The 23,057-nt window shown below is 63.2% G+C and carries 14 protein-coding genes; 7 read left to right on the forward strand and 7 right to left on the reverse strand.

Features of this window, described 5'->3' with window-relative positions; genetic code table 11:
* Window positions 1-248 precede the first annotated feature (248 nt).
* Together CRO48_RS22965 and CRO48_RS33290 are read left to right on the forward strand one after the other, a co-directional pair.
* Window positions 249-2,246: a Calx-beta domain-containing protein gene (locus CRO48_RS22965; RefSeq protein WP_176526852.1), complete on the forward strand. Its 1,998-nt coding sequence runs from the start codon at window positions 249-251 to the stop codon at window positions 2,244-2,246.
* A 134-nt stretch (window positions 2,247-2,380) separates the two neighbouring features.
* The gene (locus CRO48_RS33290; protein ID WP_176526853.1) at window positions 2,381-3,574 is read left to right on the forward strand and encodes a M23 family metallopeptidase; all 1,194 of its coding nucleotides are present in this window, start codon (window positions 2,381-2,383) and stop codon (window positions 3,572-3,574) included.
* Window positions 3,575-3,607: 33 nt separating this feature from the next.
* Here the strand turns inward: CRO48_RS33290 and CRO48_RS22975 are convergent, their stop codons facing one another.
* Window positions 3,608-4,630 carry a glycoside hydrolase family 25 protein gene (locus tag CRO48_RS22975; RefSeq protein WP_097142104.1) on the reverse strand — a complete coding sequence of 341 codons (1,023 nt, stop codon included), beginning with the start codon at window positions 4,628-4,630 and terminating at the stop codon, window positions 3,608-3,610.
* A gap of 311 nt (window positions 4,631-4,941) precedes the next feature.
* On the reverse strand, window positions 4,942-6,930 hold the full coding sequence (locus CRO48_RS22980) for a PhoX family protein (protein WP_097142105.1): 1,989 nt from the start codon (window positions 6,928-6,930) through the stop codon (window positions 4,942-4,944).
* Between the two features lie 249 nt (window positions 6,931-7,179).
* On the opposite strand from CRO48_RS22980, the gene CRO48_RS22985 reads away from it, so the two are divergent.
* The 3 genes from CRO48_RS22985 (at window position 7,180) to CRO48_RS22995 (ending at window position 11,823) form a co-directional block, all read left to right on the forward strand.
* The gene (locus CRO48_RS22985; RefSeq protein ID WP_097142106.1) at window positions 7,180-7,851 is read left to right on the forward strand and encodes a CBS domain-containing protein; all 672 of its coding nucleotides are present in this window, start codon (window positions 7,180-7,182) and stop codon (window positions 7,849-7,851) included.
* Window positions 7,852-7,936: 85 nt separating this feature from the next.
* Window positions 7,937-10,393: a phosphoketolase family protein gene (locus CRO48_RS22990; protein ID WP_097142107.1), complete on the forward strand. Its 2,457-nt coding sequence runs from the start codon at window positions 7,937-7,939 to the stop codon at window positions 10,391-10,393.
* Between the two features lie 110 nt (window positions 10,394-10,503).
* Window positions 10,504-11,823 (forward strand): glucoamylase family protein, encoded by a 1,320-nt coding sequence (locus tag CRO48_RS22995; RefSeq protein WP_097142108.1) that lies wholly within the window; start codon window positions 10,504-10,506, stop codon window positions 11,821-11,823.
* Between the two features lie 19 nt (window positions 11,824-11,842).
* Here CRO48_RS22995 and CRO48_RS23000 read toward each other — a convergent pair whose 3' ends face one another.
* Together CRO48_RS23000 and CRO48_RS23005 are read right to left on the reverse strand one after the other, a co-directional pair.
* Window positions 11,843-12,025, reverse strand: a complete 183-nt coding sequence (locus tag CRO48_RS23000) for a YegP family protein (protein WP_097142109.1) — start codon at window positions 12,023-12,025, stop codon at window positions 11,843-11,845.
* 287 nt (window positions 12,026-12,312) lie between these two features.
* Window positions 12,313-16,131 (reverse strand): vitamin B12-dependent ribonucleotide reductase, encoded by a 3,819-nt coding sequence (locus CRO48_RS23005; RefSeq protein WP_097142110.1) that lies wholly within the window; start codon window positions 16,129-16,131, stop codon window positions 12,313-12,315.
* An 810-nt stretch (window positions 16,132-16,941) separates the two neighbouring features.
* Between CRO48_RS23005 and CRO48_RS23010 the strand changes: the two genes are divergently transcribed.
* A complete protein-coding gene (locus CRO48_RS23010) occupies window positions 16,942-19,722 on the forward strand; it encodes a M10 family metallopeptidase C-terminal domain-containing protein (RefSeq protein WP_176526854.1) in 2,781 nt (926 codons plus the stop codon).
* Between the two features lie 42 nt (window positions 19,723-19,764).
* On the opposite strand, the gene gpt is transcribed toward CRO48_RS23010, so the two are convergent.
* The 3 genes from gpt to CRO48_RS23025 all read right to left on the reverse strand — a co-directional run bounded on the left by gpt (window position 19,765) and on the right by CRO48_RS23025 (window position 22,214).
* Complete coding sequence (gene gpt, locus CRO48_RS23015; RefSeq protein ID WP_097142112.1) at window positions 19,765-20,262, reverse strand: xanthine phosphoribosyltransferase; 498 nt, start codon at window positions 20,260-20,262, stop codon at window positions 19,765-19,767.
* A gap of 136 nt (window positions 20,263-20,398) precedes the next feature.
* Complete coding sequence (locus CRO48_RS23020; protein WP_176526855.1) at window positions 20,399-21,241, reverse strand: universal stress protein; 843 nt, start codon at window positions 21,239-21,241, stop codon at window positions 20,399-20,401.
* Between the two features lie 217 nt (window positions 21,242-21,458).
* Window positions 21,459-22,214: a competence/damage-inducible protein A gene (locus CRO48_RS23025; RefSeq protein WP_097142114.1), complete on the reverse strand. Its 756-nt coding sequence runs from the start codon at window positions 22,212-22,214 to the stop codon at window positions 21,459-21,461.
* Between the two features lie 173 nt (window positions 22,215-22,387).
* On the opposite strand from CRO48_RS23025, the gene wrbA reads away from it, so the two are divergent.
* Window positions 22,388-22,987 carry an NAD(P)H:quinone oxidoreductase type IV gene (wrbA, locus tag CRO48_RS23030; RefSeq protein ID WP_097142206.1) on the forward strand — a complete coding sequence of 200 codons (600 nt, stop codon included), beginning with the start codon at window positions 22,388-22,390 and terminating at the stop codon, window positions 22,985-22,987.
* Window positions 22,988-23,057 lie beyond the last annotated feature (70 nt).

Consider the following 23,057-nt stretch of genomic DNA (forward strand, 5'->3'; position numbering starts at 1 on the left):
ATATATTGGGTCCGAACAGGCGAAACTTCCAGAAGATCGAAGCAAGAAAAGTTGATCGCCCGCCAAAGACTTATCGGAATTCCCGGCAGACTAGACAAGAAGAGCTATCCCGCCTCCCGCGTCTTCGTGATAAAGCATTCGCTAATATAAATCCTCTCAAGGGCTCGTCTGGCTGAATTGCTGCACGAGGTACGCCTGCGCGTGCCCGGCTGGGGAATTCGTCTCTACTCGTTTTCATGGAGAGAAGAATGGCTGTTCCTACGATTAGCATCGTGCGTGCCGAAAGTGTGGAGAACGGCTATGCCCGATTTGTGGTGCGCCTGAGCGCGCCGACGAGCGACGAGGTGCGGATTGACTATCGCGGCATCGAAGGGACGGCACGCAGCGCCCCGCTCAATGCGCAGGACTTTACGGTCTCCCGCGGCGTGCCGTCGCTCTACGGTCTCGATACCCTTGTCATTCCGGCTGGTCAGACGGAAGCGGAGATCCTTGTGCGCGTGCGCCACGACTACGAGGACGAGGCCGACGAATCCTTCTGGCTCGAGCTGTACAATCCTAAAGGTGCCGCATTTGCCGGAAACCCGGCGGTCTTGCGCTCGCTCGGGGTGGCGAAGGACAACGACGGGACTGGTTCGAACCTCGCGCTGTTCGTGTCCAGCCCGACGGTGGTCGAGGGGCATGGCGGAAACAGGAAGGCGATTTTCGAGGTACACATCTCCGAGGCCCAGGCAACCGACATGAATTTCAGCTACAGGACCGTTGATGGATCGGCGCGTGCCGGCAGCGACTACCTGGCCAAGCAGGGGACGGTGAAGATCGGCGCCGGCGAAACGACGGCGACCGTGGCCATCGATCTCGTCGAGGACACCGTCGCGGAGATCAACGAGTTCTTCTCGCTGCTGCTAACCCCGAACAGCGCCATCAGGAACGGCTTTTCCGGCAGCAGCGGCGTGGCGTCCGTTCTGGATGACGATACCAGCAAGTCGCAGCCGGTCATCTCGGTCGAGCGGGCGGACCAGACGGAAGGCGGGACCATGCAGTTCCGCGTCGTCCTGTCACGCGCGACCGACGAGGAGGTCCGCATCGACTATCGCACGCTTGTCGGCTCAGCCGCCGACGCGCCGGCGAACAACCGCGATTTCACGCCGGAAACGGGAACGCTGGTGATTGCGGCCGGCAGCCGCGTCGGGTTCGTTTCGGTGCGAGTGCGACAGGACTACCTGGACGAAGTGGACGAGTCGGTCTGGCTGGAACTGTCCAGCACGACGAATGCGCGTTTTGCCGGCAATCACAAGATCGAAAGGGTGCTCGGCGTCGTCCAGGACAATAACGGCACGGGCAGCAATCTCTCGGCCTTCGTTTCCAGCCCGACGGTGTACGAGGGCGACAACGGCGATCGGAAAGCCGTGTTCGAAATCCATCTCTCGCAAGCCTATGACAAGAACCTCACCTTCGCATTCAGGACCGCGGACATCACCGCCAAGAATGGCAGCGACTATGTCGGCAAGAAGGGCAACGTGACAATTCTGGCCGGACAGACCGTGGCGGCCGTCACTGTCGATCTCGTCGAGGACGAGCGACTGGAAGGCGACGAGACCTTCTCGCTCCTCGTGACGGCGCCAGGAGGAGGCGTCGTCAAGAATGTGATCACGGCGGGACGTGCGACGATCGCCAACGACGACGACATCCACGAGGTCATCAATGGCAATGCGGCCAACAACTATCTTTCCGGCGGCAGCGGCAATGACCGAATCTACGGCTATGGCGGCAACGACACGCTGCTTGGCGGGACCGGCAAGGACCGGATGGACGGCGGCTCGGGCAAAGACAAGGTGGATGGCGGGACCGGCAATGACAAGCTGTTCGGCGGTGCCGGAAACGACACCCTCATCGGCGGTGCCGGTCACGACAAGATGGGAGGGGGTCCCGGACGGGACACGTTTGTCTTCCGTGCGATCGGCGATTCGACGGCCAAATCGGAAGGGCGCGACAAGATCTCTGACTTCACCCGCGGACAGGACAAGATGGACCTGAAGCTGATCGATGCGAAGATCGGTTCTGCCGGCAACAACGCGTTCGTCTTCATCGGCAAGGAGGCCTTCGACAAGAAGGCCGGGGAACTGCGCTACGAGCACAAGAACGGCGATACGCTGGTCACCGCCGACGTGAATGGCGACCGGAAGGCGGACTTCGCGATCGTGCTGGAAGGCATCCTGAACCTGAAGGAGACGGACTTCATACTCTAGCTGGTCTGGGATATCTGGTCCCTTGTGGCGAAATCTGGCCGCTGGTCGCCGTTGTGGCGATGTGGCAGGCTCGCGCGTATGGGGCCGGCCCGAAAATGCCCGCTACGTCCAGCGACCTGAAAGCGGAGAAGTCCATGCGCATTCTTTCGCCCGTGCTCGCGGCGGTCGCCACGATCCTTGCGGGACAGCCGTCATACGCCCAGTCCTTGAAGGCCGACGAGGTTTTCAGCTCCATTGCGGTGCGACCGCTCAGCGCCCCCGATCCGGTCACGGGTGCGGACGGCAGGGTGCATCTCGCCTATGAGCTTCTGGTGGTCAACCCGAGCCGCCTGTTTGTCACCCTTGAGAAGGTCGAATCCGTGGATGCCGAGGGTCGCTTGCTCGGGTCGATGGAGGGCGACGCGCTTTCGAAAATGACCACGCCCTACGCCGGAACCGGATTGGAGATTCCGCCAGGGGGGTCTGCGACGGTCTTCATGGATGTCAGCCTTGCTGTCGGCGAGGCGCTGCCGCCGGACCTGTTCGCACGGATCACCGCCAAGCGGATGGCGGCAGGGGCGGACGGCAAGGCTCAGCCGCTGCCGAAGGACAGCCCGATACCGGAAACCTTCACCTTTGCCGGCGCCGCCACCGGCATCGGCAAGCCCGCAGTGGCGGTGGAGCCGCCGCTCAAGGGATCGGGCTGGGTCGCGGTCAACGGCTGTTGCGACGAGATTACCTCGCATCGCGGAGCGGTCATGTCGATCAATGGCCGGCTGCGCGTTCCTGAGCGCTTTGCGATCGACTGGGTGAAGCTCGACGACAAGGGTAAGCTGTTCGACGGCGACGTCTCCAGGCTGCAAAGCTATCCCTATTACGGCACGTCGGTTGTTGCCGCGGCCGACGGCATCGTCGTCAATCTTTATGACGAGGCCGACGAGCAGGTGCCCGGCGGGGATGCGAAGGGGATCACCACCGAAAACATCGGCGGCAACATGCTGGTGGTCGATATCGGCGGCGGCGCCTATGCCTTCTACGCCCATCTCCAGCGCGGCAGCCTCAAGGTGAAGCTTGGTGATCGCGTCAAGACGGGCGAGGTGATCGGCCTGCTCGGCAATACCGGAAACTCCACGGCGCCGCACCTGCACTTTCATGTCATGGACGGGCCGTCGCCGCTCGACGCCAACGGGCTTCCCTTCGTCTTCAAGCGGTTTTCCAGCCAGGGCACGCTTGCGCCCGGCTCTGACGAGGCGATCCAGCGCGGCGAGCCTGCCAGTATCGTGAAGACGCCGTCCGGCCAGCACGTCAACCAGTTGCCGCTGAACAACGAGGTCGTCGACTTCGACTAGAACCCTTCCAGCCGAAGCTGACGTGCCGCGGCGTCAGCTCGATTGGCCTGCGACCCAGTTGTGCCAGTCTGCCTTGCTGCCGCGGAAGACGTTCAGGTCGATCTTGCCGTCGACACCCTGCGACAGGCCGGAGCCGGAATACTGCCAGAACACCCACTCGCGGTTCGGATAACGCACGGAGGGGTGTGCTGCGACCGAGCGAAGCCAGAACGGATAGTCCTTGAACTCGCCCGTCAGGTTGTCCGCATAGAAATCCGGGGCGGTGTAGATGATCGGGCGCTTGCCGTAGTGGCGCTCGAGCTTGTCCATGAAGACCTGCATCTTCTCCAGGACGGTGGCGCGGGAAAGCCGGCGCTTGCACTTCGATTCGCCGTTGTACTCCACGTCGATGACAGGGGGCAGCGCGTCGGGGTCCTTGGGCACGTTGCGGATGAACCAGTCGGCCTGCTCGCCCGCCGTCCGGCACCAGTAGAAGAAGTGATAGGCACCCCGCTTGATGCCTGCTTCCTTCGCCTTGCGCCAGTTGGTCTTGAACATCGGGTCGAGGTGGTCGCCGCCGTCGGTGGCCTTGATGAAGGCGAAGTTGGCCCCCTGGGTCCGCAGCGTCGCCCAGTCGATGTCTGCCTGCCAGCGCGACACGTCGACGCCGTGCACCGCATGATGGCGCGGCGTGATCTTGCCGAAGTTGATCGGTTTGGCGTCGCGGAAGCGCTGGCTATAGATGCGCGAGCGCTTACCGGGGTTGGTCATGATGGCCGGTTCGACCGGCGCTATCGCTTCCAGCGGACGCTGCGTCGGCATCGCTGCCGTCCGCGTCAGCGTCTCGAACCGGTCCTGGTCGGGAACGGGACCTGCCCAGGCAAGTTCATGCGCCGCGGTCTGGCCGGTGTCGGCTTCGCCGACATCGTTGGCAGGAACGGGGGCTGCGGGACGGACGATGGAATTCGTCGTCTCCTTCGAGGTCAGGCCGGCCCGGAGATCGTCGGCGCCGGACCGCGAGCAGCCGGACAGCGCAAGGCCAACGAGAAGGATTGCTGGAACAGCCGAAAGACGCATGGGGACCCGTTACGCAAAACAACTACGGAAGGCGGCAACTCCGCCAGGGAAGCACTCGGAATAATTGCTAACGGAGAATTACCAAAAAAGACTGAATCCAATCTTTACGGCGCCCAAAAACGCCGGCTGTGGCACCGGCAACGCAGGGGGCGGATTGGCCACGGCCTCTGTTCCACGGAGGACACGGCGCGCTATCGATCTGAAACTACGACACAATATTCCGTGATGGTGATTTGTTCCCGCATTCCCGAAAAATGCGATTGGCCGGGGATACCCGGCCAATCTGGGACAGATGCGACAAACCGGAACGATCAAACGGCGATCTTGCCGCCGCCGATCTTCGTGATCGCAACGACGGCCGGACGAACCGGCATGTCGTCCTTGAAGTCGGGCCACCGGGTGGAGAGGTCCTCGTAGTAGGACGGGCGACCGTGGCCGTCCCAGTCCTCGCCGCCGTCGCCCGGGTGCTGGACGGCGACGAAGGCCGTCTCGTCGTCCGGGGTGAACAGCGGGCCGCACATTTCCGCACCCACAGGCACGCGGAAGAACAGCTTGGAGGTGGCGCGCGCGTCGCCCTCGGTATCGACCGCCCACAGACCGTCGGTGCGGCCCGTCGCCTTGTTCGAGTTGCCGTCGGTGGAGACCCACAGGCGGCCGGCAGCGTCGACGGCACAGTTGTCGGGCATGCCGAACCAGCCGTTCTTCGTCGTTTCCGTGGAGAAGGTGGCGCCCACCTCGGCGACGGAAGGATCGCCGCACTTCAGAAGCACCTCCCACTTGCCCGAGGTGGCGGTGAAGTCGCCGCCGTCTTCCTCGATCTCGATGATGTGGCCGAAGGCGTTCTCCGCGCGCGGGTTGGCGGCGTCGATCTGGTCGGCCTTGCGCTTGGTGTTGTTGGTCAGCATCACGTAGACCTTGCCGTTGACGCCGTTGGGCTGGACATCCTCGGGGCGGTCCATCTTGGTGGCGCCGAGCAGGTCGCCGGCGCGGCGGGTCTCGATCAGCACGTCGGCCTGGCTGGCAAAGCCGTTCTCGGTGGTCAGAGGACCTTGGCCGTGCACGAGCGGCAGCCAGGTCATCGTGCCGTCCTCGTTGAACTTGGCCACATAGAGCGTGCCGGCGTCGAGCAGGTCCATGTTGGCTGTGCGGTCGTCCGGATTGTAGGTGCCGTCGGTGACGAACTTGTAGACATAGTCGAAGCGCTCGTCGTCGCCGAGATAGAAGACCACCTTGCCGTTTTCCGCCACGATCGATTCGGCGCCCTCGTGCTTGGTGCGGCCGAGTGCCGTGCGCTTCTTCGGCACCGACGTCGGGTCCATCACGTCCACTTCGACGATCCAGCCAAAACGATTGGGCTCGTTCGGCTCCTTGGAAAGGTCGAAGCGGTCGTAGAAGTTGGCCCACTCGTAGCCGCCCTCGGGAACGCCGTAGCGCTCGTAGTTTCCGGCCTCGGCGTGGCCGGCCGGCAGTTCGCCGGAGAAGTAGCCGTGGAAGTTCTCTTCGGCCATGATGTAGGTGCCCCACGGGGTCACCCCGCCGGCACAGTTGTTGAGCGTGCCGAACACCTTCTGGCCGGTAGCGTCCGCATTGGTCTTGACGCGGTCGTGGCCGGCGACGGGACCGGACAGCTGCATCTCGGTGTTGACGGTGATGCGGCGGTTCAGCTTGCCTTCCGGCACCACCTGCCACTTGCCGTTCACCTTGCGGATCTCGACGACGGTGCCGCCGTGGGCCGCCATCTCGACGTCGACCTGGTCCTTCGACAGCGCACCCTGCTTCACCTTGCCGTCGACGATGGTGACCAGGCCGGGGAACATCAGGTGGGGATTGGTGTATTCGTGGTTGACCACGAGCAGTCCGTGCTCGGACGAGCCTTCAAGCGGAATGAAGCCGACATAGTCGTTGTTGTAGCCGAACTGGCGTTCCTGTGCGGCCGCAGTCTGCGCCATCGGGTCGAACGCAGGAGAATCGGCAAACAGCGCGTCGCCCCAGCGCAGCAGCACGTCGGCATCATAGCCCTCCGCCACATGATGCGTTGCATCGACGCCGGCTTCGACCTCGGTGAACGAGAAGGCGGAACCGCCGGCTGCCCGCGCCTTGTCGGCGCTCATGAGCGCGACGGGGCCTACGGTCGCGGCGATCGCCGAGACGGCGAGCGAACCCTGCAAGAAGCCGCGGCGCGAAAACCGCTTGCCGATGATCTCGCCCATCGTCGGATTCAGGCTCGGATTATGTCCGTCGCCGTCCGCATCCTCGAGTTGCGTCGTCGGGAAGGTCTTTTGAGTGAAATGTTCGGTCATCAGACGGTCTCCAATTGCTGTCGCGGACTCCTGGTTTAGAGCCATTCTAGCCTTTAGAGACGGCATGTATCGGTTTTGCGACAAAAGCCGCCGCAAGACTGTCGCAAGCCGATTGGCCGATCCCCTGCCGGTGGGCTGGGCGACGCCCTGGTCGACTGCTCGGGAAGGAAGCGGTTGTCCCGGCTTCCCAGCGGGTTTAATTTGGTAGAGACTGATGACGGTTTCAGGGCTTTGCCGGAGGTGGAGCACATGCGCGTCAAGGATGTGATGACGAAGGTCGTCGTCAGGCTTTCACCCGACAACAGTGTGCGGCAGGCCGCAAGGCTCATGCTCGACCATCACGTAAGCGGTCTTCCGGTCGTCGACGACGAGGGGCATGTGGTCGGCGTCATCACCGAGGGCGATCTCATTCGGCGCACCGAGCTCTGCAGCGGCGTCGCGGGTAGCCCGGCCGAACCGACGACCCCGGCTGAGGCGCGGGCGACCGCCTATGTGAAACGCAGCTCGTGGAAGGTCGGGGATGCGATGACTGCCGCCCCGGTCACCATCGACGAGGACGCCTCGATCACGCGCGTCGCGACGATGATGCAGGAACGCGGGGTGAAGCGCATCCCCGTGCTGCGAGACGGCGAACTGGTCGGCGTCGTCAGCCGCGCCGATCTGCTGCAGGCAATCCTGGCTGCCAAACAGGACGAGACACAGACCGGCGACGACGCGATCCGGCGAAGCATTCTCACCCGGCTTGACGAGAATACCGGCCTGGAAGGGCTTGGTATTGAAGTTTCGGTCTCAGACGGGACCGTGCATCTCTGGGGCAAGGTGGAAACCGCCGAATGCCGCAAGGCCGCACGGGTCGTCGCAGAGGGCGTCCACGGCGTCAGGGGCGTTGTCGAGCATTTCCCCGATCCCTTTCCCGGCTAGGATCACAGGCCTGCCACAACCTGTGCCTATGCTGGCAACGGCAAGTTTAAAAGAACAATGATGTCTTTGCGATCGGGAGGTTGGCATGGCTTCGGTTGAGATGGCAGCGACGAGAGAGCAGGCCGCCGGCGGACGGGCGGCAGGCCTCGACGCGGACGAGCTTCGCCTGATGGATGCCTACTGGCGGGCGTCGAACTACCTGTCCGTCGGCCAGATCTATCTGCTGGACAATCCGCTGCTGCGAGCACCGCTCAAGCGCGAGCACGTCAAGCCGCGCCTGCTGGGCCACTGGGGCACGTCGCCCGGCCTGAACATGCTCTACGTGCATCTCAACCGGCTCATTCGGCGCGACGACCTGAACATGATCTATGTGATCGGCCCTGGCCACGGCGGGCCGTCGCTTGTGGCGCATGCCTATCTGGAAGGCACCTACAGCGAGTTCTACCCGAACATCAGCCAGGATACGGAGGGGATGCAACGGCTGTTCAAGCAGTTCAGCTTTCCCGGCGGTATTCCGAGCCATGTCGCGCCCGAGACGCCCGGCAGCATCCATGAAGGCGGCGAACTCGGCTACGCGCTGAGCCACGCCTATGGTGCCGCCTTCGACAATCCTGACCTGATCGTCGCCTGCGTCGTCGGTGACGGCGAGGCGGAGACTGGACCGCTTGCCACCGGCTGGCAGGGAAACAAGTTCCTGAACCCGGCCCGGGATGGCTGCGTGCTGCCGATCCTGCACCTGAACGGATACAAGATCGCCAACCCCTGTTTCCTTGCCCGCATTCCCAAGGAGGAGTTGCAGAAATTCTTCGAGGGCATGGGCTACAAACCCCATTTCGTGGAAGGTCATGAGCCGGAGGACGTCCATCGCCAGCTTGCGGAAGTCATGGACACGGCCGTCAGCGAGATCCGCGCCATCTGGGCCGACGCGCGCGAAAACGGCAACCTCAAGCGGCCCGCATGGCCGATGATCGTCTTCCGCACGCCGAAGGGCTGGACATGCCCCGAAGAGATCGACGGCAAGAAATGCGAGGGCTACTGGCGCTCGCACCAGGTGCCGATGGGCGACATGGACAAGCCGGAGCACATCCGCATTCTCGAAGGGTGGATGAAGAGCTATCGCCCGGAGGAACTGTTCGACGACGAGGGGCGGTTGATGCCGGAAATTGCGGCACTGGCGCCGGTGGGGCGGCGGCGGATGAGCGACAATCCGCATGCCAATGGTGGTGTTCTGCTGCGCGACCTGAAGATGCCGGACTTCCGTAAATACGCGGTCGAGGTTCCAAGTCCCGGCGCTACGGTAGCCGAATCCGCCCGGGTGATGGGAAAGTTCCTGCGCGATGTCATGAAGCTGAACCTCGGCGACAGCAATTTCCGCCTGTTCAGCCCGGACGAGAACAATTCCAACCGCTGGCAGGACGTGCTGGAGGTGACCGACCGCTGCTACATGGCGGAAATCTATCCGGAGGACGACCACCTCTCGCCGGATGGCCGCATCATGGAAGTGCTGAGCGAGCACCAGTGCCAGGGCTGGCTGGAGGGCTACCTGCTCACCGGCCGGCACGGCTTCTTTTCGTGCTACGAGGCCTTCATCCACATCATCGATTCCATGTTCAACCAGCATGCCAAGTGGCTGAAGGTGTGCAACGAAATCCCCTGGCGTCGGCCGATCGCCTCGCTGAACTATTTCCTCAGTTCCCATGTCTGGCGACAGGATCACAACGGCTTCAGCCACCAGGACCCGGGTTTCATCGACCATGTCGTCAACAAGAAGGCCGAGGTCGTCCGCGTCTATCTGCCGCCGGATGCCAATACGTTGCTCTCCGTCACCGACCACTGCCTGCGCAGCCGCAATTACGTCAATGTGGTGATCGCAGGCAAGCAGCCGGCGCCGCAATGGCTGACGATGCCGGAGGCCGTCCGCCATTGCGCCATGGGGCTCGGCATCTGGGAATGGGCGAGCAACGACAGGGGCGGGGAGCCGGATGTGGTGATGGCCTGCTGCGGCGACGTGCCGACGCTGGAGACGCTCGCCGCCGTCCAGCTCTTGCGTGAGCATTTGCCCGAACTGAAGGTGCGGGTGATCAATGTGGTGAACCTGATGAAGCTGCAGCCGGCGGAGGAGCATCCGCACGGCCTGTCGGACCGCGATTTCGACGCGCTGTTCACGCGCGACAAGCCGATCATCTTCGCTTTCCACGGCTATCCCTGGCTGATCCACCGGCTGACCTATCGCCGGACGAACCACGGCAATCTCCATGTGCGTGGCTACAAGGAGGAGGGCACGACGACGACGCCCTTCGACATGGTGGTGCTCAACGAACTCGACCGGTTCCACCTGGTCGGCGACGTCATCGACAGGCTGCCTCAGCTCGGCGCGCGCGCTGCCTATTTCAAGCAGGCCATTCAGGCCAAGCTGATTGAGCATCGCGAATACATCGAGAAGCACGGCGACGACATGCCTTCGATCAGTGGATGGAAGTGGGGCGTGAAGGCGGGTGCGAAGACGGCCGTAGCGACGTCCACGGAAGGCGACAACACCTGACCATCTGCCCCGGCGCCTGCGGGCACCGCAATGCCGATCGCGCTCCGCCGAAGACATTGTCCCGCGCGGGCCGGAGGGAACCGCAAAGCACATCTAATAGTTGATTGGCCATGTCCAACTTGTTGTCGACCGATCCCGAACTGAAGCGGATGCCGACCGAACAGGATCTCGGCCGGCTCCAGTTCACCACGATTCTCTATTACCTGCACTGCACCAACCCGGATAACGGGCTTGTCCGCGACAAGACCCAACCCGATGCACCCGCCAGCATCGCGGCCATCGGCATGGCGCTCGCCACCATTCCCGTCCTCGTCGAGCGCGGTATCATCATCCGCAAGTTTGCCGCCAAGATCGCCCGCCGGCGGCTGGAGTTCCTGCTGGACCTGCCACAGGGGCCGGAACCCGATGCTTCAGGCTACAAGGGCTTCTTCTATCACTTTCTCGATATCGAGACCGGACGCCGGGTCTGGGAATGCGAGCTGTCGACGATCGATTCGGCGTTCCTCTTTGCCGGCGCCCTGACGGTGGCGGCCTATTTCGATGGGAAAGCGGCGGAAGAAGTCGAGATCCGCCGTCTCGCAAACGCGCTGTACGAGCGGGCCGACTGGAACTGGGCGCGCGACGGCGGCCTGACGCTAACCCATGGCTGGCGGCCGGAAAACGGCTTCATTCCCTATCGCTGGCGCGGCTACGACGAAGGCCTGCTTCTCTACATCCTCGGGCTGGGCTCTCCGACCCATCCGCTGCCGGCCGACTCCTATGCCGCCTATACGCACAGCTATGAGTGGCGGAACATCTACGGTCGCGAACTGCTTTATTCGGGGCCGCTCTTCACGCATCAACTGTCGCACATGTGGATCGATTTCCGCGGCATCCGCGACGCGTTCATGCGCGAGCACAACAGCGACTATTTCCTGAACAGCCGGCACGCCACCTTCGTCCAGCAGGAATACGCCATTCGCAACCCGATGAATTTCGCCGGCTACGGCGAGCATTGCTGGGGGTTCACGGCGTCCGACGGCCCGGGCTGGACTAAGCGCAACGTCGATGGCATCGACAGGGAGTTCTTCGACTACATCGCCCGCGGCGCTCCCTACGGTCCCGACGACGGAACGGTGGCGCCCTGGGCGGTCGTCGCCTCGCTGCCGTTCGCACCCGAGATCGTCATTCCTACCATCAGCAACTTCGCGCGCATGGATCTCGGCATGACACGCCTCTACGGCTTCAAGCCTTCCTTCAATCGATCCTTTGCGATGGAAAACGGTCACACCGGCTGGTGGGTCAGTCCCTATCACTTCGGCATCGACCAGGGGCCCGTCGTCCTGATGATCGAGAACTACAGGAGCGAGCTCCTGTGGAACATCATGCGCCACTGCGGGCCGCTGGTCGTGGGCCTGCGACGCGCCGGATTTTCAGGCGGTTGGCTGTAAGCGGAGAACTTGTTCCGCGCTACGCCGGAGTGCAGGCCATTCCGTTGCGGCGGGCATTGTCTACGCAGTCGCTGCGGTTCACGTAGGATTCGGTCGAGGCCCCGACGATCCGCCCGTTTGCCGCAGTCCTGCGCCAGCGCCACCTTCCGTTGCTCTGATAGATTTCCCAGATATCGCCGTCCCGATCCTTGCACGTCGCCATGGTCAACTCCTCTTGGTCTGGAGGTGACGCTAGGTGATTCGGAGAGGGTGCTCCACGAATTGAGGACAATCATGGATTGCTGCCTCGGTGGCGTCGGTTGTGTGGCGGCCGACGTGTGCGACAGATGGAAAGCTTCGCATTCCAGACACTCCGATTGACGTGTCCCAAAATGCAATAAGCCCGCTCAAACGGCGGGCTTACGGCAAGTCTTGACGCCAGTTCCTGGCGTTATCGGTCTACAGGCACACAGGACGGACAGATACGTTGCTGGCTGCCCGCCGACGTCCTCAGCTGCACCCGCTCGTCGCGCCGCAGGTGTCGCACTTCTCGCAGGTGCCGTTGCGCACCATCGTGAAGTTCTGGCACTCCGAGCACATGTTGCCGGTATACCCTTGCGCGATCGAGCGCATGCGGCGTTCGTTCTCCACCTTCTTGGCCTCCGCCTTGGCTGCGGCCGCGTCGGCTGCTGCCTTGTCGGAGAAGAGGGCGGTGACGGACTGCTGGCTTTCGGTCGCGACCTCTTCGGAGATCTCTTCCGCAATCTCTTCGGCCAGTTCGGCGGCGCGTTCCTCGTAGTCGCGCTTGAAGGCGACGATTTCCGAGGTCGAGATGGCGGTGGCCGTTTCCAGCTTGCGGGCGGCGTTGCCGGCAAAGGCGGTGACGTTGCCGCCGCCGGAAGCCTTGGCGGGAGCCGCCGTCGCCGCGCCCTTCGGTTCGCCGAGCTGACGCTCGCCGCCGGAGACGAGCGTCGGCTTGTAGCCGCGGGTCCAGCCGGTCGAGACGAGGTTGGTCTTGCCCTCCTGGATGCCCTTGCCGAGCGCGGTGTTGCCGAAGTCGGAGGTGTCGACATGGGCGAGGTCGTGGCGGCCGAGATAGGAGACGGCGAGTTCGCGGAACACGTAGTCGAGGATCGACGTCGCGTTCTTGATCGCGTCGTTGCCCTGCACCATGCCGGCCGGTTCGAACTTGGTGAAGGTGAAGGCCTCCACGTATTCTTCGAGCGGCACGCCGTATTGCAGGCCGAGCGAGATGGCGATCGCGAAGTTGTTCATCATCGCCCGGAAGGCAGCACCCTCCTTGTGCATGTCGATGAAGATCTCGCCGAGGCGGCCGTCACCGAATTCGCCGGTGCGCAAGTAAACCTTGTGCCCGCCGACGACGGCCTTCTGGGTATAGCCCTGGCGGCGGTTCGGCAGCTTCTCGCGCTCGCGGGTGACGCGCTCGATGATCCGCTCGACGATCTTCTCGGTCACGGTGACGGCCTGGGCGGCGGCCGGTGCTGCGACCAGTTCCTCGACCGCATCCTCGTCCTCCTCGTCCTCGATCAGCGAGGCGTTGAGCGGCTGCGACAGCTTGGAGCCGTCGCGGTAGAGCGCGTTGGCCTTCAGCGCCAGCTTCCACGACAGCATGTAGGCGTTCTTGCAGTCCTCGACGGTCGCCTCGTTCGGCATGTTGATCGTCTTGGAGATCGCACCCGAAATGAACGGCTGGGCGGCCGCCATCATGCGGATGTGGCTTTCGACCGAGAGGTAGCGCTTGCCGATCTTGCCGCAGGGGTTGGCGCAATCGAAGACGGGCAGGTGCTCCGCCTTCAGGAAGGGTGCGCCCTCCAGCGTCATCGCGCCGCAGACGTGGATGTTGGCGGCCTCGATGTCCTTGCGCGAGAAACCGATGTGCTCGAGCAGGTTGAAGCTCATGTCGGCAAGCTGGGCGTCGGTGACCTTCAGCGTCTCCTTGAGGAAGTCGGCGCCGAGCGTCCACTGGTTGAAGACGAACTTGATGTCGAAGGCGGCCTTCAGCGCTCCGTTGACGGCGGCGATCTTCTCGTCCGTGAAGCCCTTGGCCTTCAGCGAGCCGGGGTTGATGCCGGGCGCCTGGTTCAGGTTGCCGTGGCCGACCGCATAGGCCTCGATCTCGGCGATCTGGGCTTCCGAGTAGCCGAGCGTGCGCAAGGCTTCCGGGACGGCGCGGTTGATGATCTTGAAATAGCCGCCGCCGGCGAGCTTCTTGAACTTCACCAGGGCGAAGTCGGGCTCGATGCCGGTGGTGTCGCAGTCCATCACGAGGCCGATCGTGCCGGTCGGCGCGATCACGGTCGTCTGGGCATTGCGATAGCCGTGCTTTTCACCGAGGGCCACGGCCTGGTCCCAGGCCGCCATGGCATGGACGATCAGGTCCTGGTCGGGGCAATCATCGTGGACGAGAGCCACCGGGGCGACCGACAGCCTCTCGTAGCCGCTGCTCTCGCCATAGGCTGCGCGGCGGTGGTTGCGCATCACCCGCAGCATGTTGTCGCGGTTTGGCGCAAAGCCCGGGAAGGTGCCGAGCTCGCCGGCCATCTCGGCCGAGGTCGCATAGGCGACGCCGGTCATGATCGCCGTGAGCGCACCGGCAATCGCCCGGCCCTCTGCCGAATCATAGGGAATGCCCGACGACATCAGCAGGCCACCGATATTGGCGTAGCCGAGGCCGAGCGTGCGGTATTCATAGGAGAGTTCGGCGATCTGGCGGCTCGGGAACTGCGCCATCATCACCGAGACTTCCAGCACGATCGTCCACAGGCGGACGGCATGCTCGTAGTCGGCGATGTTGATGTTCTTCGTCGCCGCATCCTTGAATTGCAGAAGGTTCAGCGAGGCGAGGTTGCACGCCGTGTCGTCGAGGAACATGTATTCCGAGCACGGGTTGGAGGCGCGGATCGGGCCGGCCGCCGGGCAGGTGTGCCAGTCGTTCATCGTCGTGTTGAAGTGCAGGCCCGGATCGGCGGATGCCCAGGCGGCGTAGGAGATCTGCTCCCAAAGGTCGCGCGCCTTGAGCGTCTTCATCACCTTGCCGTCCTTGCGCGCGGTCAGGTTCCAGTCGCCGTCGTTCTCCACGGCGCGCAGGAAGTCGTCCTTCAGCGAGACCGAATTGTTGGAGTTCTGGCCGGAGACGGTGAGATAGGCTTCCGAATCCCAGTCCGTGTCGTAGGTCTTGAACTCGATGTCCTTGTAGCCCTGCTTGGCGAACTGGATGACGCGCTTGATGTAGTTTTCCGGAACCTGGTCCTTCTTGGCGGCGCGGATCTCGCGCTTCAGCGCCGGGTTCTCGTTGGGGTCGAAGCAGGCGTCGTTGTCGGCGGCGCAATTGATGCAGGCCTTCATGATCGCCTTCAGGTGGGTGGCGACGATCTTGGAGCCGGTGACGAGGGCCGCCACCTTCTGCTCTTCCTTGACCTTCCAGTTGATGTAGGCCTCGATGTCGGGATGGTCGATGTCGACCACGACCATCTTGGCCGCGCGGCGCGTCGTGCCGCCCGACTTGATCGCGCCGGCCGCGCGGTCGCCGATCTTCAGGAAGCTCATCAGGCCGGAGGAGCGGCCGCCGCCGGAAAGCTTCTCGCCTTCGCCACGCAGGTGGCTGAAGTTGGAGCCGGTGCCGGAGCCGTACTTGAACAGGCGTGCCTCGCGCACCCACAGGTCCATGATGCCGTTCTCGTTGACGAGATCGTCCTCGACCGACTGGATGAAGCAGGCATGCGGCTGCGGGTGCTCGTAGGCCGACTTGGACTTCGTGAGCTTGCCGGTGAACGGGTCGACATAGAAGTGGCCCTGGCCGGGACCGTCGATGCCGTAGGCCCAGTGCAGGCCGGTGTTGAACCACTGCGGGCTGTTGGGCGCGACGCGCTGGGTGGCGAGCATGTAGGCGAGCTCATCCTTGAAGGCGGACGCATCTTCTTCGGATGCGAAGTATCCGCCCTTCCAGCCCCAGTAGGTCCACGTCCCGGCGAGACGGTCGAACACCTGCCGTGCGTCGGTCTCCGAGCCGTAGCGCTCACCCTCGGGGAGCGCCTTCAGGGCTTCGGTGTCGGCGACGGAGCGCCACAGGAAGGAGGGGACGTCGTTCTCCTCGACCTTCTTCAGCCTGGCCGGCACGCCTGCCTTGCGGAAATACTTCTGCGCCAGGATGTCGGCTGCGACCTGGCTGAACTGCGCGGGGACGTCGATGTCGGCGAGCCGGAAGACGATCGAGCCGTCCGGGTTCTTGATCTCGCTGGTGGCCTTGCGGAATTCGATCTCTGCATAGGCCGATTGGCCCTGCTTGGTGAAGCGACGTTCTATGCGCATGGTCCGTTGTCCCTTTGGTTGTCGCGCCACCCGTGGCCGGGGCGCGAATATCCACGTCCGGCCGCGGTTCTTCGCAGCCAGCTCAAATTCTTCACTCTGTTCGGGAAACCCGTTCTCGCGGCACCCTGTATCTTGTGCTGAGCATTGCTGCAAACACTAAATATAGTATTAACAGCTTCTTTACGCCAGTCTTTTGGCTGCTCCTGCCATCAGAAAATAGTGCGCAAAAACCTCCCCTGCGGCCGGTGCTTCATCCACCTCGACGCATGGTCACAAAACGCATTTTTTTGATTGAAGGGCTCGGACTTACAAACTCTCGCGCCCTGCCGCAGTTGCAGCGTGGAAACCATTAACGACATGGCACCCGATTCCGTCAAGGGGTGGTTTATGACGGATTTGTGGACGCTAGATGTTGTGTGCTCTGCCTGTGGAAAATGGGGACATGTGGTAAATGCTGGAATTCCAGCCGGTTGAGGTGCCGCGCTTGAAGCTTACGCCAATCAGTTGTGGAGAACCCAAGAAATAAGGGGGCAAAATTAAGGGTAGTTTGCGACCTCTCTGCCACAGCGCGATTGTCACATGCTTGCCATGGGACAGCGGATGTGGTTGCGGCGGCCCGCCGCTTACACCTTGAGCCCTGCTACCCGCCCGAATATCCGATGGGTGCCTTTACAAAGCCGCTTTTTGCAAGAACAACCTAAATTAGGAGTATGTCGATTGTAACCGCGGCGCACGCCGCGCTAGCATCGGCTATGGCGTGCGGATTGTGTTGGAGTTGCCGGCCCGTTCACATGCTGAATGGGAGGCTACATGGCTGCAGGCATCAGGTCGGTTCCGACGGGCAATCCATATATCGACGGTATTCTCTACGGCACGCAGTGGAGCGGCCGGATCACCTACAGCTTCCCGGATGCGATTTCGGACTACGGGGCAGACTACGGCCACCCGGTCACCGGCTTCAGCGCCGTCGGCAAGCAGCAGAAAGACGCGGTCCAGTCGATCCTGGAGGGGAAGGTGACCTCCGGCACCGCGCCGTTCACATACGGCTCCTTTTCGCAGATCTCCAATGTGCAGTTGGCGCTCGCTGCGGATCCCGCCGGAAAGTCCGATATCATGGTCGGGCAGGCGGACCATATCGACGGCGCGAACCTGCCGACCGCAGAAGTGCTGACCTTCGTCGGCACCACCGGCAAGACATCCGACGGCGACCTCTGGTTCGGCAATGATTATGCCGGTACGTTCAGCGATTACCGCAAGCCGCAGCTCGGTACCTACGCCTGGCTCACCCACATCCACGAGATCGGCCATGCGCTCGGCTTGAGCCACGGTCACGATGCCGGAACGGATATCGACGGCTTCAAGCTGGCGCTGCCGCAGGATCGCGACGGCATCGAATTCTCCGTGATGACCTATCGCTCGTTCCTCGGGGGCATGGTGGCGCCCTATTCGGCCGAGGAGTACGGGTCGCCCCAGACGCTGATGATGAACGACATTGCCGCCATCCAGCATCTCTACGGCGCGAATTTTTCCACCAATGCCGGCAACACCGTATACAGCTGGTCACCCGAAACCGGCGAGATGTTCGTCGACGGTAGGGGGCAGGGGGCGCCGGGCGACGGCAAGGGGGGCGCTGCCAACCGCGTCTTCCTCACCATCTGGGACGGTGGCGGCAACGACACCTACGACTTTTCGAACTACGATCAGGACGCCTTCATTGACCTCGCACCAGGCAGTTGGTCGCTCGTCTCCCAGTACCAGCGCGCGCAACTGGGCTACACGGCGCGGGCAAACGGCAACGTCTACAACGCCCTCCAGTACGCTGGGGACGCCCGCTCCCTGATCGAAAATGCCAGGGGCGGCTCGGCGAAGGATGACATCGCCGGCAACGCCGCGAACAATCGGCTCTACGGCAATGACGGCAACGACATGCTGACGGGCCGTTCCGGCAACGACCGGCTGTCCGGCGGCAACGGCAACGACATCCTCTATGGCGACAACCGCGCCGGCAAGGCCTATCTCGGCCCTGGCGTTTTCTTCGAACCGGGCGGATTGCGGCATGACACGCGCGCATCCGCGCTGTCGTTGGACAAGGCGATCGGCATGCGCCAGGACCCCAATATCCAGCATTCGGACACCAACCCCACGGTCAAGGTGTCGGGCTCCGGCGACTGGAGCATGGATTTCTACTCATTCGCCGTGCGCGCGGCGGGACAGTTGATCCTCGATACCGACGGGACGATGGATTCGCACCTCCAGCTGATTGACAGCCGAGGCAACATCCTGACGCAGAACGAGGATTCCGCCTCGGACCCCGGTGACGAGGGCTACGGCTTTCAGAGCTTCATCTCCTATACGGTGACGAAGCCGGGGCTCTACTACGTTCGCGTTTCGCTCTACCCGGGCGACGGTGTGCTGCCTGCCGGCGCCAGCTACACCCTGAACCTGACACTGCCTAATCCCGTCGAAGCTGATACGCTTGCTGCGGGCGACGACATCCTGAACGGCGGCGCGGGAAAGGATGTGCTCTTGGGCGGTGCCGGCAACGACACCTATGTGCTGGGGGCCGGGCGTGACACGGTGATAGACAGTGCGGGCATCGACACGATCACCTCCATGATTTCCCGCTCGCTGGTGGCCCATCCGGCGATCGAGAATCTGCGGCTGCTCGGGACGGGCGGCCTCACGGGGCGCGGCAATGCGCTGGACAATGTCATTACCGGCAATATCGGCAACGACCTGCTTGACGGCGGCGCCGGGCGCGACACGCTCATCGGCGGCGCGGGCGACGATACCTATGTGCTGGGAGCGGAAAAGGACAGGATCGCGGACAGCGCGGGGCAGGACACGATCACATCGACGATATCCCGCTCGCTGACGTCCTATCCGATGATAGAGAAGCTGAGGCTACTCGGCGAGGGCGACACTCATGGTCACGGCAACACGTCGAACAACACGATTATCGGCAACTCCGCCAACAATCTTCTGGACGGAGCCGGCGGCCGGGACCATCTGATCGGCGGCGCCGGCAACGACACCTATGTGCTGAGCGCCGGCTCGGACCGGGTCACCGACACGTCGGGCAGCGATACGATCACCTCGACGACCACCCGCTGGCTCGGCCATTACACCGGCATCGAGAACCTGACCCTGATCGGCGAGGCGGATGCAAAGGCCACGGGCAATGCGCTGTCCAATCGCATCATCGGCAACGGCAGCGACAACATCATCGACGGCCGCGCTGGCAACGATCACCTGATCGGCGGAGCGGGCAGGGACGACTTCGTCTTCTCCACCCGGCTGGATGCCGCGAAAAATGTCGATAAGGTGCTCGACTTTACGGTAGGCGAGGATCTGTTCCGGCTCGACAGTGACGTCTTTGCCGCGCTTGGCCCACACGGCATCCTCGCGGCAGGCGCTTTTGCCAGCAATAGTTCCGGCAACGCGCAGGACGCTCGCGACCGGATCATCTACGAGCGCGATACCGGCGATCTTCTCTACGATCCCGATGGTACCGCGAAGGGCGGCGCGATCCAGTTTGCAAAGCTGGCACCGCATCTCTCGCTGTCTCACAGCGACTTCTTCATCCTGTAGGGATGCAGGACAGGGGACAGGGGAATGGCGGTGCGTGCGCCGTCAGCCGCGCGTGCCCTTGGCAATCGGTTCCTGGTAGGTGAAGCCCATGTCCCAGGGGAAGTAGATCCAGGTGTCCTGGCTGACTTCCGTGATGAAGGTGTCCACCTGCGGGCGTCCCTTCGGTTTGGCATAGACGGCGGCAAAATGCGCCTTCGGCAGCATGGAGCGCACCTGGGCTGCGGTCTTGCCGGTGTCGGTCAGGTCATCGACGATGAGGATGCCTTCGCCGTCGTTCTGCAAAAGCTCCGGCGAGATACCCTTCAGCACGTGCATTTCGCCCTGTGACAGGTAGTCGTGATACGACGCTACGCAGACGGTCTCGATCAGGCGGATGTTTAGCTCGCGCGAGATGATGGCCGCAGGAACCAGCCCGCCGCGGGTGATGCAAACGATCGCCTTCCATTCGCGGTCGTTGTCGGAAAGGCGCCAGGCCAGCGCGCGGGCGTCACGATGAAACTGGTCCCAGGAGACGGGAAAGGCTTTGTCGGGAAGCGACATGGCAGGCTCCTATCGCCGGCGGCCGGCAGAATTGCGGATAATTTCGCCTTTCTAGGGCATAAGATGCGCGAAGGGAAACGGAGCAGAACCGTTCCCCCTGCGCGATCCACAATGAAACGTCGCAATTTCCGCGATTTCAGCGCGACATGATCGCCGGAACACGCAAATCCTTCAACATTGCGCTGGTTACGCCGCCGAACAGGCGATGGCGCAGCCAGGAATGGCTGAAGGCGCCCATCACGAGCAGGTTGGCGCCGGTTGCCGAGACCCGCCGGTTGATGACATGGGCCACCGTGTCGCCGTTCGAGCTTGCGGAATTCACGGTGACGTTGAGGCCGTGACGCGTCAGCGTCGAGGCGATCTCGGTTCCCGAAAAGGCGGCGTGCTGCGTGGCATCGTCATGGCCGTCCACCGTGAAGATCTCGATCTCGCTGGCCTCCTTGAGAAGCGGCAGTGCATCGAAGACGGCGCGCGCCGATTCGCGCGTTCCGTTCCAGGCGATCAGCACGCGGCTGGGCGCTTCGGGACCCGCGACTGCGTCGGAGATCAGGCACAGCGGTCGGCCGCTTTCGTAGAGAAGGTCTTCGATGTCTGCGCGGGACGGGCCATCGCCTGCTGGATCGAGCTGGACGGCGACCACGATGTCGCTGCCGCGCGCGCTGTCGATGATGCCGCTGGCACTATAACCGGCGCTGCCGGTGAAAAGCCGCCATTCATACGAGACGCCCGATCGCTGCGCCAGCGTGCGGAAGGTCGTCTCGATCGAGCGCGATACGGCCTGTGCCTGCGCCTGCTGCTCCATGATGGCGTTGGGATCGGGAAATTCCATCGGGGCGGCTATGGTGACGACGATCGGCGTCTCCGCATGCACGCCGATCACGTGGGCGCCGTGCCGCTCCGCCAAGGCGAGGGCGTGCTGCGTCACCTTTTCCGCGTCGTCCGCAGTGCTGAGCACAGCAGTAATGGTCTTGTAGGTCATGGCGATCTCCGGTTCGAACCCACGTTCTTTTGCAAGGCGCCGGGCCATGCGGTCACGGTGCCGTAACGCCTTGAAATTCTGAGATGATCTTTTCCCCAAATCGCCCCTTATTCAAGCGCAATCCGCGGACGTGACCATCGAAACGTTCAAAACCCTGCGATGTCAGGCCGCGTGGATTCAATCTAGGGCGCGCCGGCACAATCGGCGTTGACGCCGATCAACCCGCAGCCTTCGCCGCGGCGATATCGGCGATCATGGCGAGCACGTCCCGCTCGGCCGCAGCCGCCGGCGCCTCGTTTCGGCTTCGGATGACGATCTCGGTCGAGAACCGGTTTCCGTCGTAGCGCGGGTAGGAGCCGATCGAAGTCTCCGGGTGCGCCTGCTGGATCGCCGACAGCCGGGATCCGATATCGCCCTCGCCGAACGGCGAGGCGACGCTGCGCGAGAGCACGGGCGCACCGGTCTCGAGCGTGGGCAGCAGCACGTCCAGCATGGCGACGAACACCTGAGGCACGCCGGCCATGACGTGGACGTTGCCGATGATAAAGCCCGGCGCGGTCGAGACGCTGTTGGGGATGTGCCGCGCGCCGACCGGCATCCGCGCCATGCGCTGGCGGGCCTCGTTGAATTCGACGCCACGGCGGGCATACATGGCGCCGAGCAGTTCCATCGCGTCTGTGTCGTGCGTGCAGGGCACGCCGAAGGCCTTTGCGACCGCGTCCGCCGTGATGTCGTCATGCGTCGGGCCGATACCGCCGGAGGTGAAGACGTAGTCGTATCGGCTGCGCAGGGCGTTCAGCGCCTCGACGATCATCTCCTCCTCGTCGCCGACGATGCGCACTTCCTTGAGGTCTATGCCGGCGAGGAAGAGCATGTCGGCAAGGTGGCCGATGTTCTTGTCCTTGGTTCGTCCCGACAGCAGCTCGTCGCCGATGGCAAGCATGGCGGCGGTGATGATTTTCGCTGAACCCATTGAAAAATCTCCTGATGCGGGATGGCCGGCTGCTGCGACACAATGACTGTCAATCGAATGTGAACAGTCTGTTGCTCGGCAAGCCGCTGGCGTCATGGCTCTCTCTGCTACATCTTCGCGCCGACCGCAATCAAGCGGAAACGCTGCAATCAAGACGCGACAGGAGATTTGAATTGGCAAGAGTTCTGGTTCTCTACTACTCGGCCTACGGCCATATTGAAACGATGGCCAATGCCGTGGCCGAAGGTGCGAAGTCCGCCGGCGCGGACGTCGTCGTCAAGCGCGTACCGGAGCTCGTGCCCGAAGAAGTCGCCAAGGCGTCGCACTTCAAGCTCGATCAGGCCGCCCCGATCGCGACGGTCGAGGAACTTGCCGAATACGACGCGATCATTGTCGGCGCCGGCACGCGCTTCGGCACGGTTGCCTCGCAGATGCGCAATTTCTGGGACCAGACGGGTGGTCTCTGGTTCAACGGCAAGCTGGTCGGCAAGGTCGGCTCCGTTTTCACCTCGTCGGCGACCCAGCACGGCGGCCAGGAATCCACCATCCTCGGCTTCATCCCGACGCTGCTGCACCACGGCATGGTCGTCGCAGGCCTCCCCTATGCGTTCCAGGGCCAGATGGGCGTTGACGAGATCAAGGGCGGCTCGCCCTACGGCGCCTCCACCATCACCGACGGCGACGGCTCCCGTCAGCCTTCGGCAGTCGAGCTCGATGCCGCCCGCTTCCAGGGCGCGCACGTCGCCAAGCTGGCCGCCAAGATCGCCGGCTGAAACGCATCGGTGGCATAATCGGGGAAGGGCGCGGCCGGTATGGCGCGCCCTTTCTCGTTTGAGACGACTT

This window comes from Rhizobium subbaraonis (genome assembly GCF_900220975.1).
Lineage (GTDB): Bacteria > Pseudomonadota > Alphaproteobacteria > Rhizobiales > Rhizobiaceae > Mycoplana > Mycoplana subbaraonis.

Bases quoted from the DNA above. Each gene is read 5' to 3' on its own strand.
- CRO48_RS22965 (WP_176526852.1), top strand. From the start codon at position 249: ATGGCTGTTCCTACGATTAGCATCGTGCGTGCCGAAAGTGTGGAGAAC.
- CRO48_RS33290 (WP_176526853.1), top strand. From the start codon at position 2,381: ATGCGCATTCTTTCGCCCGTGCTCGCGGCGGTCGCCACGATCCTTGCG.
- CRO48_RS22975 (WP_097142104.1), bottom strand. From the start codon at position 4,630: ATGCGTCTTTCGGCTGTTCCAGCAATCCTTCTCGTTGGCCTTGCGCTG.
- CRO48_RS22980 (WP_097142105.1), bottom strand. From the start codon at position 6,930: ATGACCGAACATTTCACTCAAAAGACCTTCCCGACGACGCAACTCGAG.
- CRO48_RS22985 (WP_097142106.1), top strand. From the start codon at position 7,180: ATGCGCGTCAAGGATGTGATGACGAAGGTCGTCGTCAGGCTTTCACCC.
- CRO48_RS22990 (WP_097142107.1), top strand. From the start codon at position 7,937: ATGGCTTCGGTTGAGATGGCAGCGACGAGAGAGCAGGCCGCCGGCGGA.
- CRO48_RS22995 (WP_097142108.1), top strand. From the start codon at position 10,504: ATGTCCAACTTGTTGTCGACCGATCCCGAACTGAAGCGGATGCCGACC.
- CRO48_RS23000 (WP_097142109.1), bottom strand. From the start codon at position 12,025: ATGGCGACGTGCAAGGATCGGGACGGCGATATCTGGGAAATCTATCAG.
- CRO48_RS23005 (WP_097142110.1), bottom strand. From the start codon at position 16,131: ATGCGCATAGAACGTCGCTTCACCAAGCAGGGCCAATCGGCCTATGCA.
- CRO48_RS23010 (WP_176526854.1), top strand. From the start codon at position 16,942: ATGGCTGCAGGCATCAGGTCGGTTCCGACGGGCAATCCATATATCGAC.
- gpt (WP_097142112.1), bottom strand. From the start codon at position 20,262: ATGTCGCTTCCCGACAAAGCCTTTCCCGTCTCCTGGGACCAGTTTCAT.
- CRO48_RS23020 (WP_176526855.1), bottom strand. From the start codon at position 21,241: ATGACCTACAAGACCATTACTGCTGTGCTCAGCACTGCGGACGACGCG.
- CRO48_RS23025 (WP_097142114.1), bottom strand. From the start codon at position 22,214: ATGGGTTCAGCGAAAATCATCACCGCCGCCATGCTTGCCATCGGCGAC.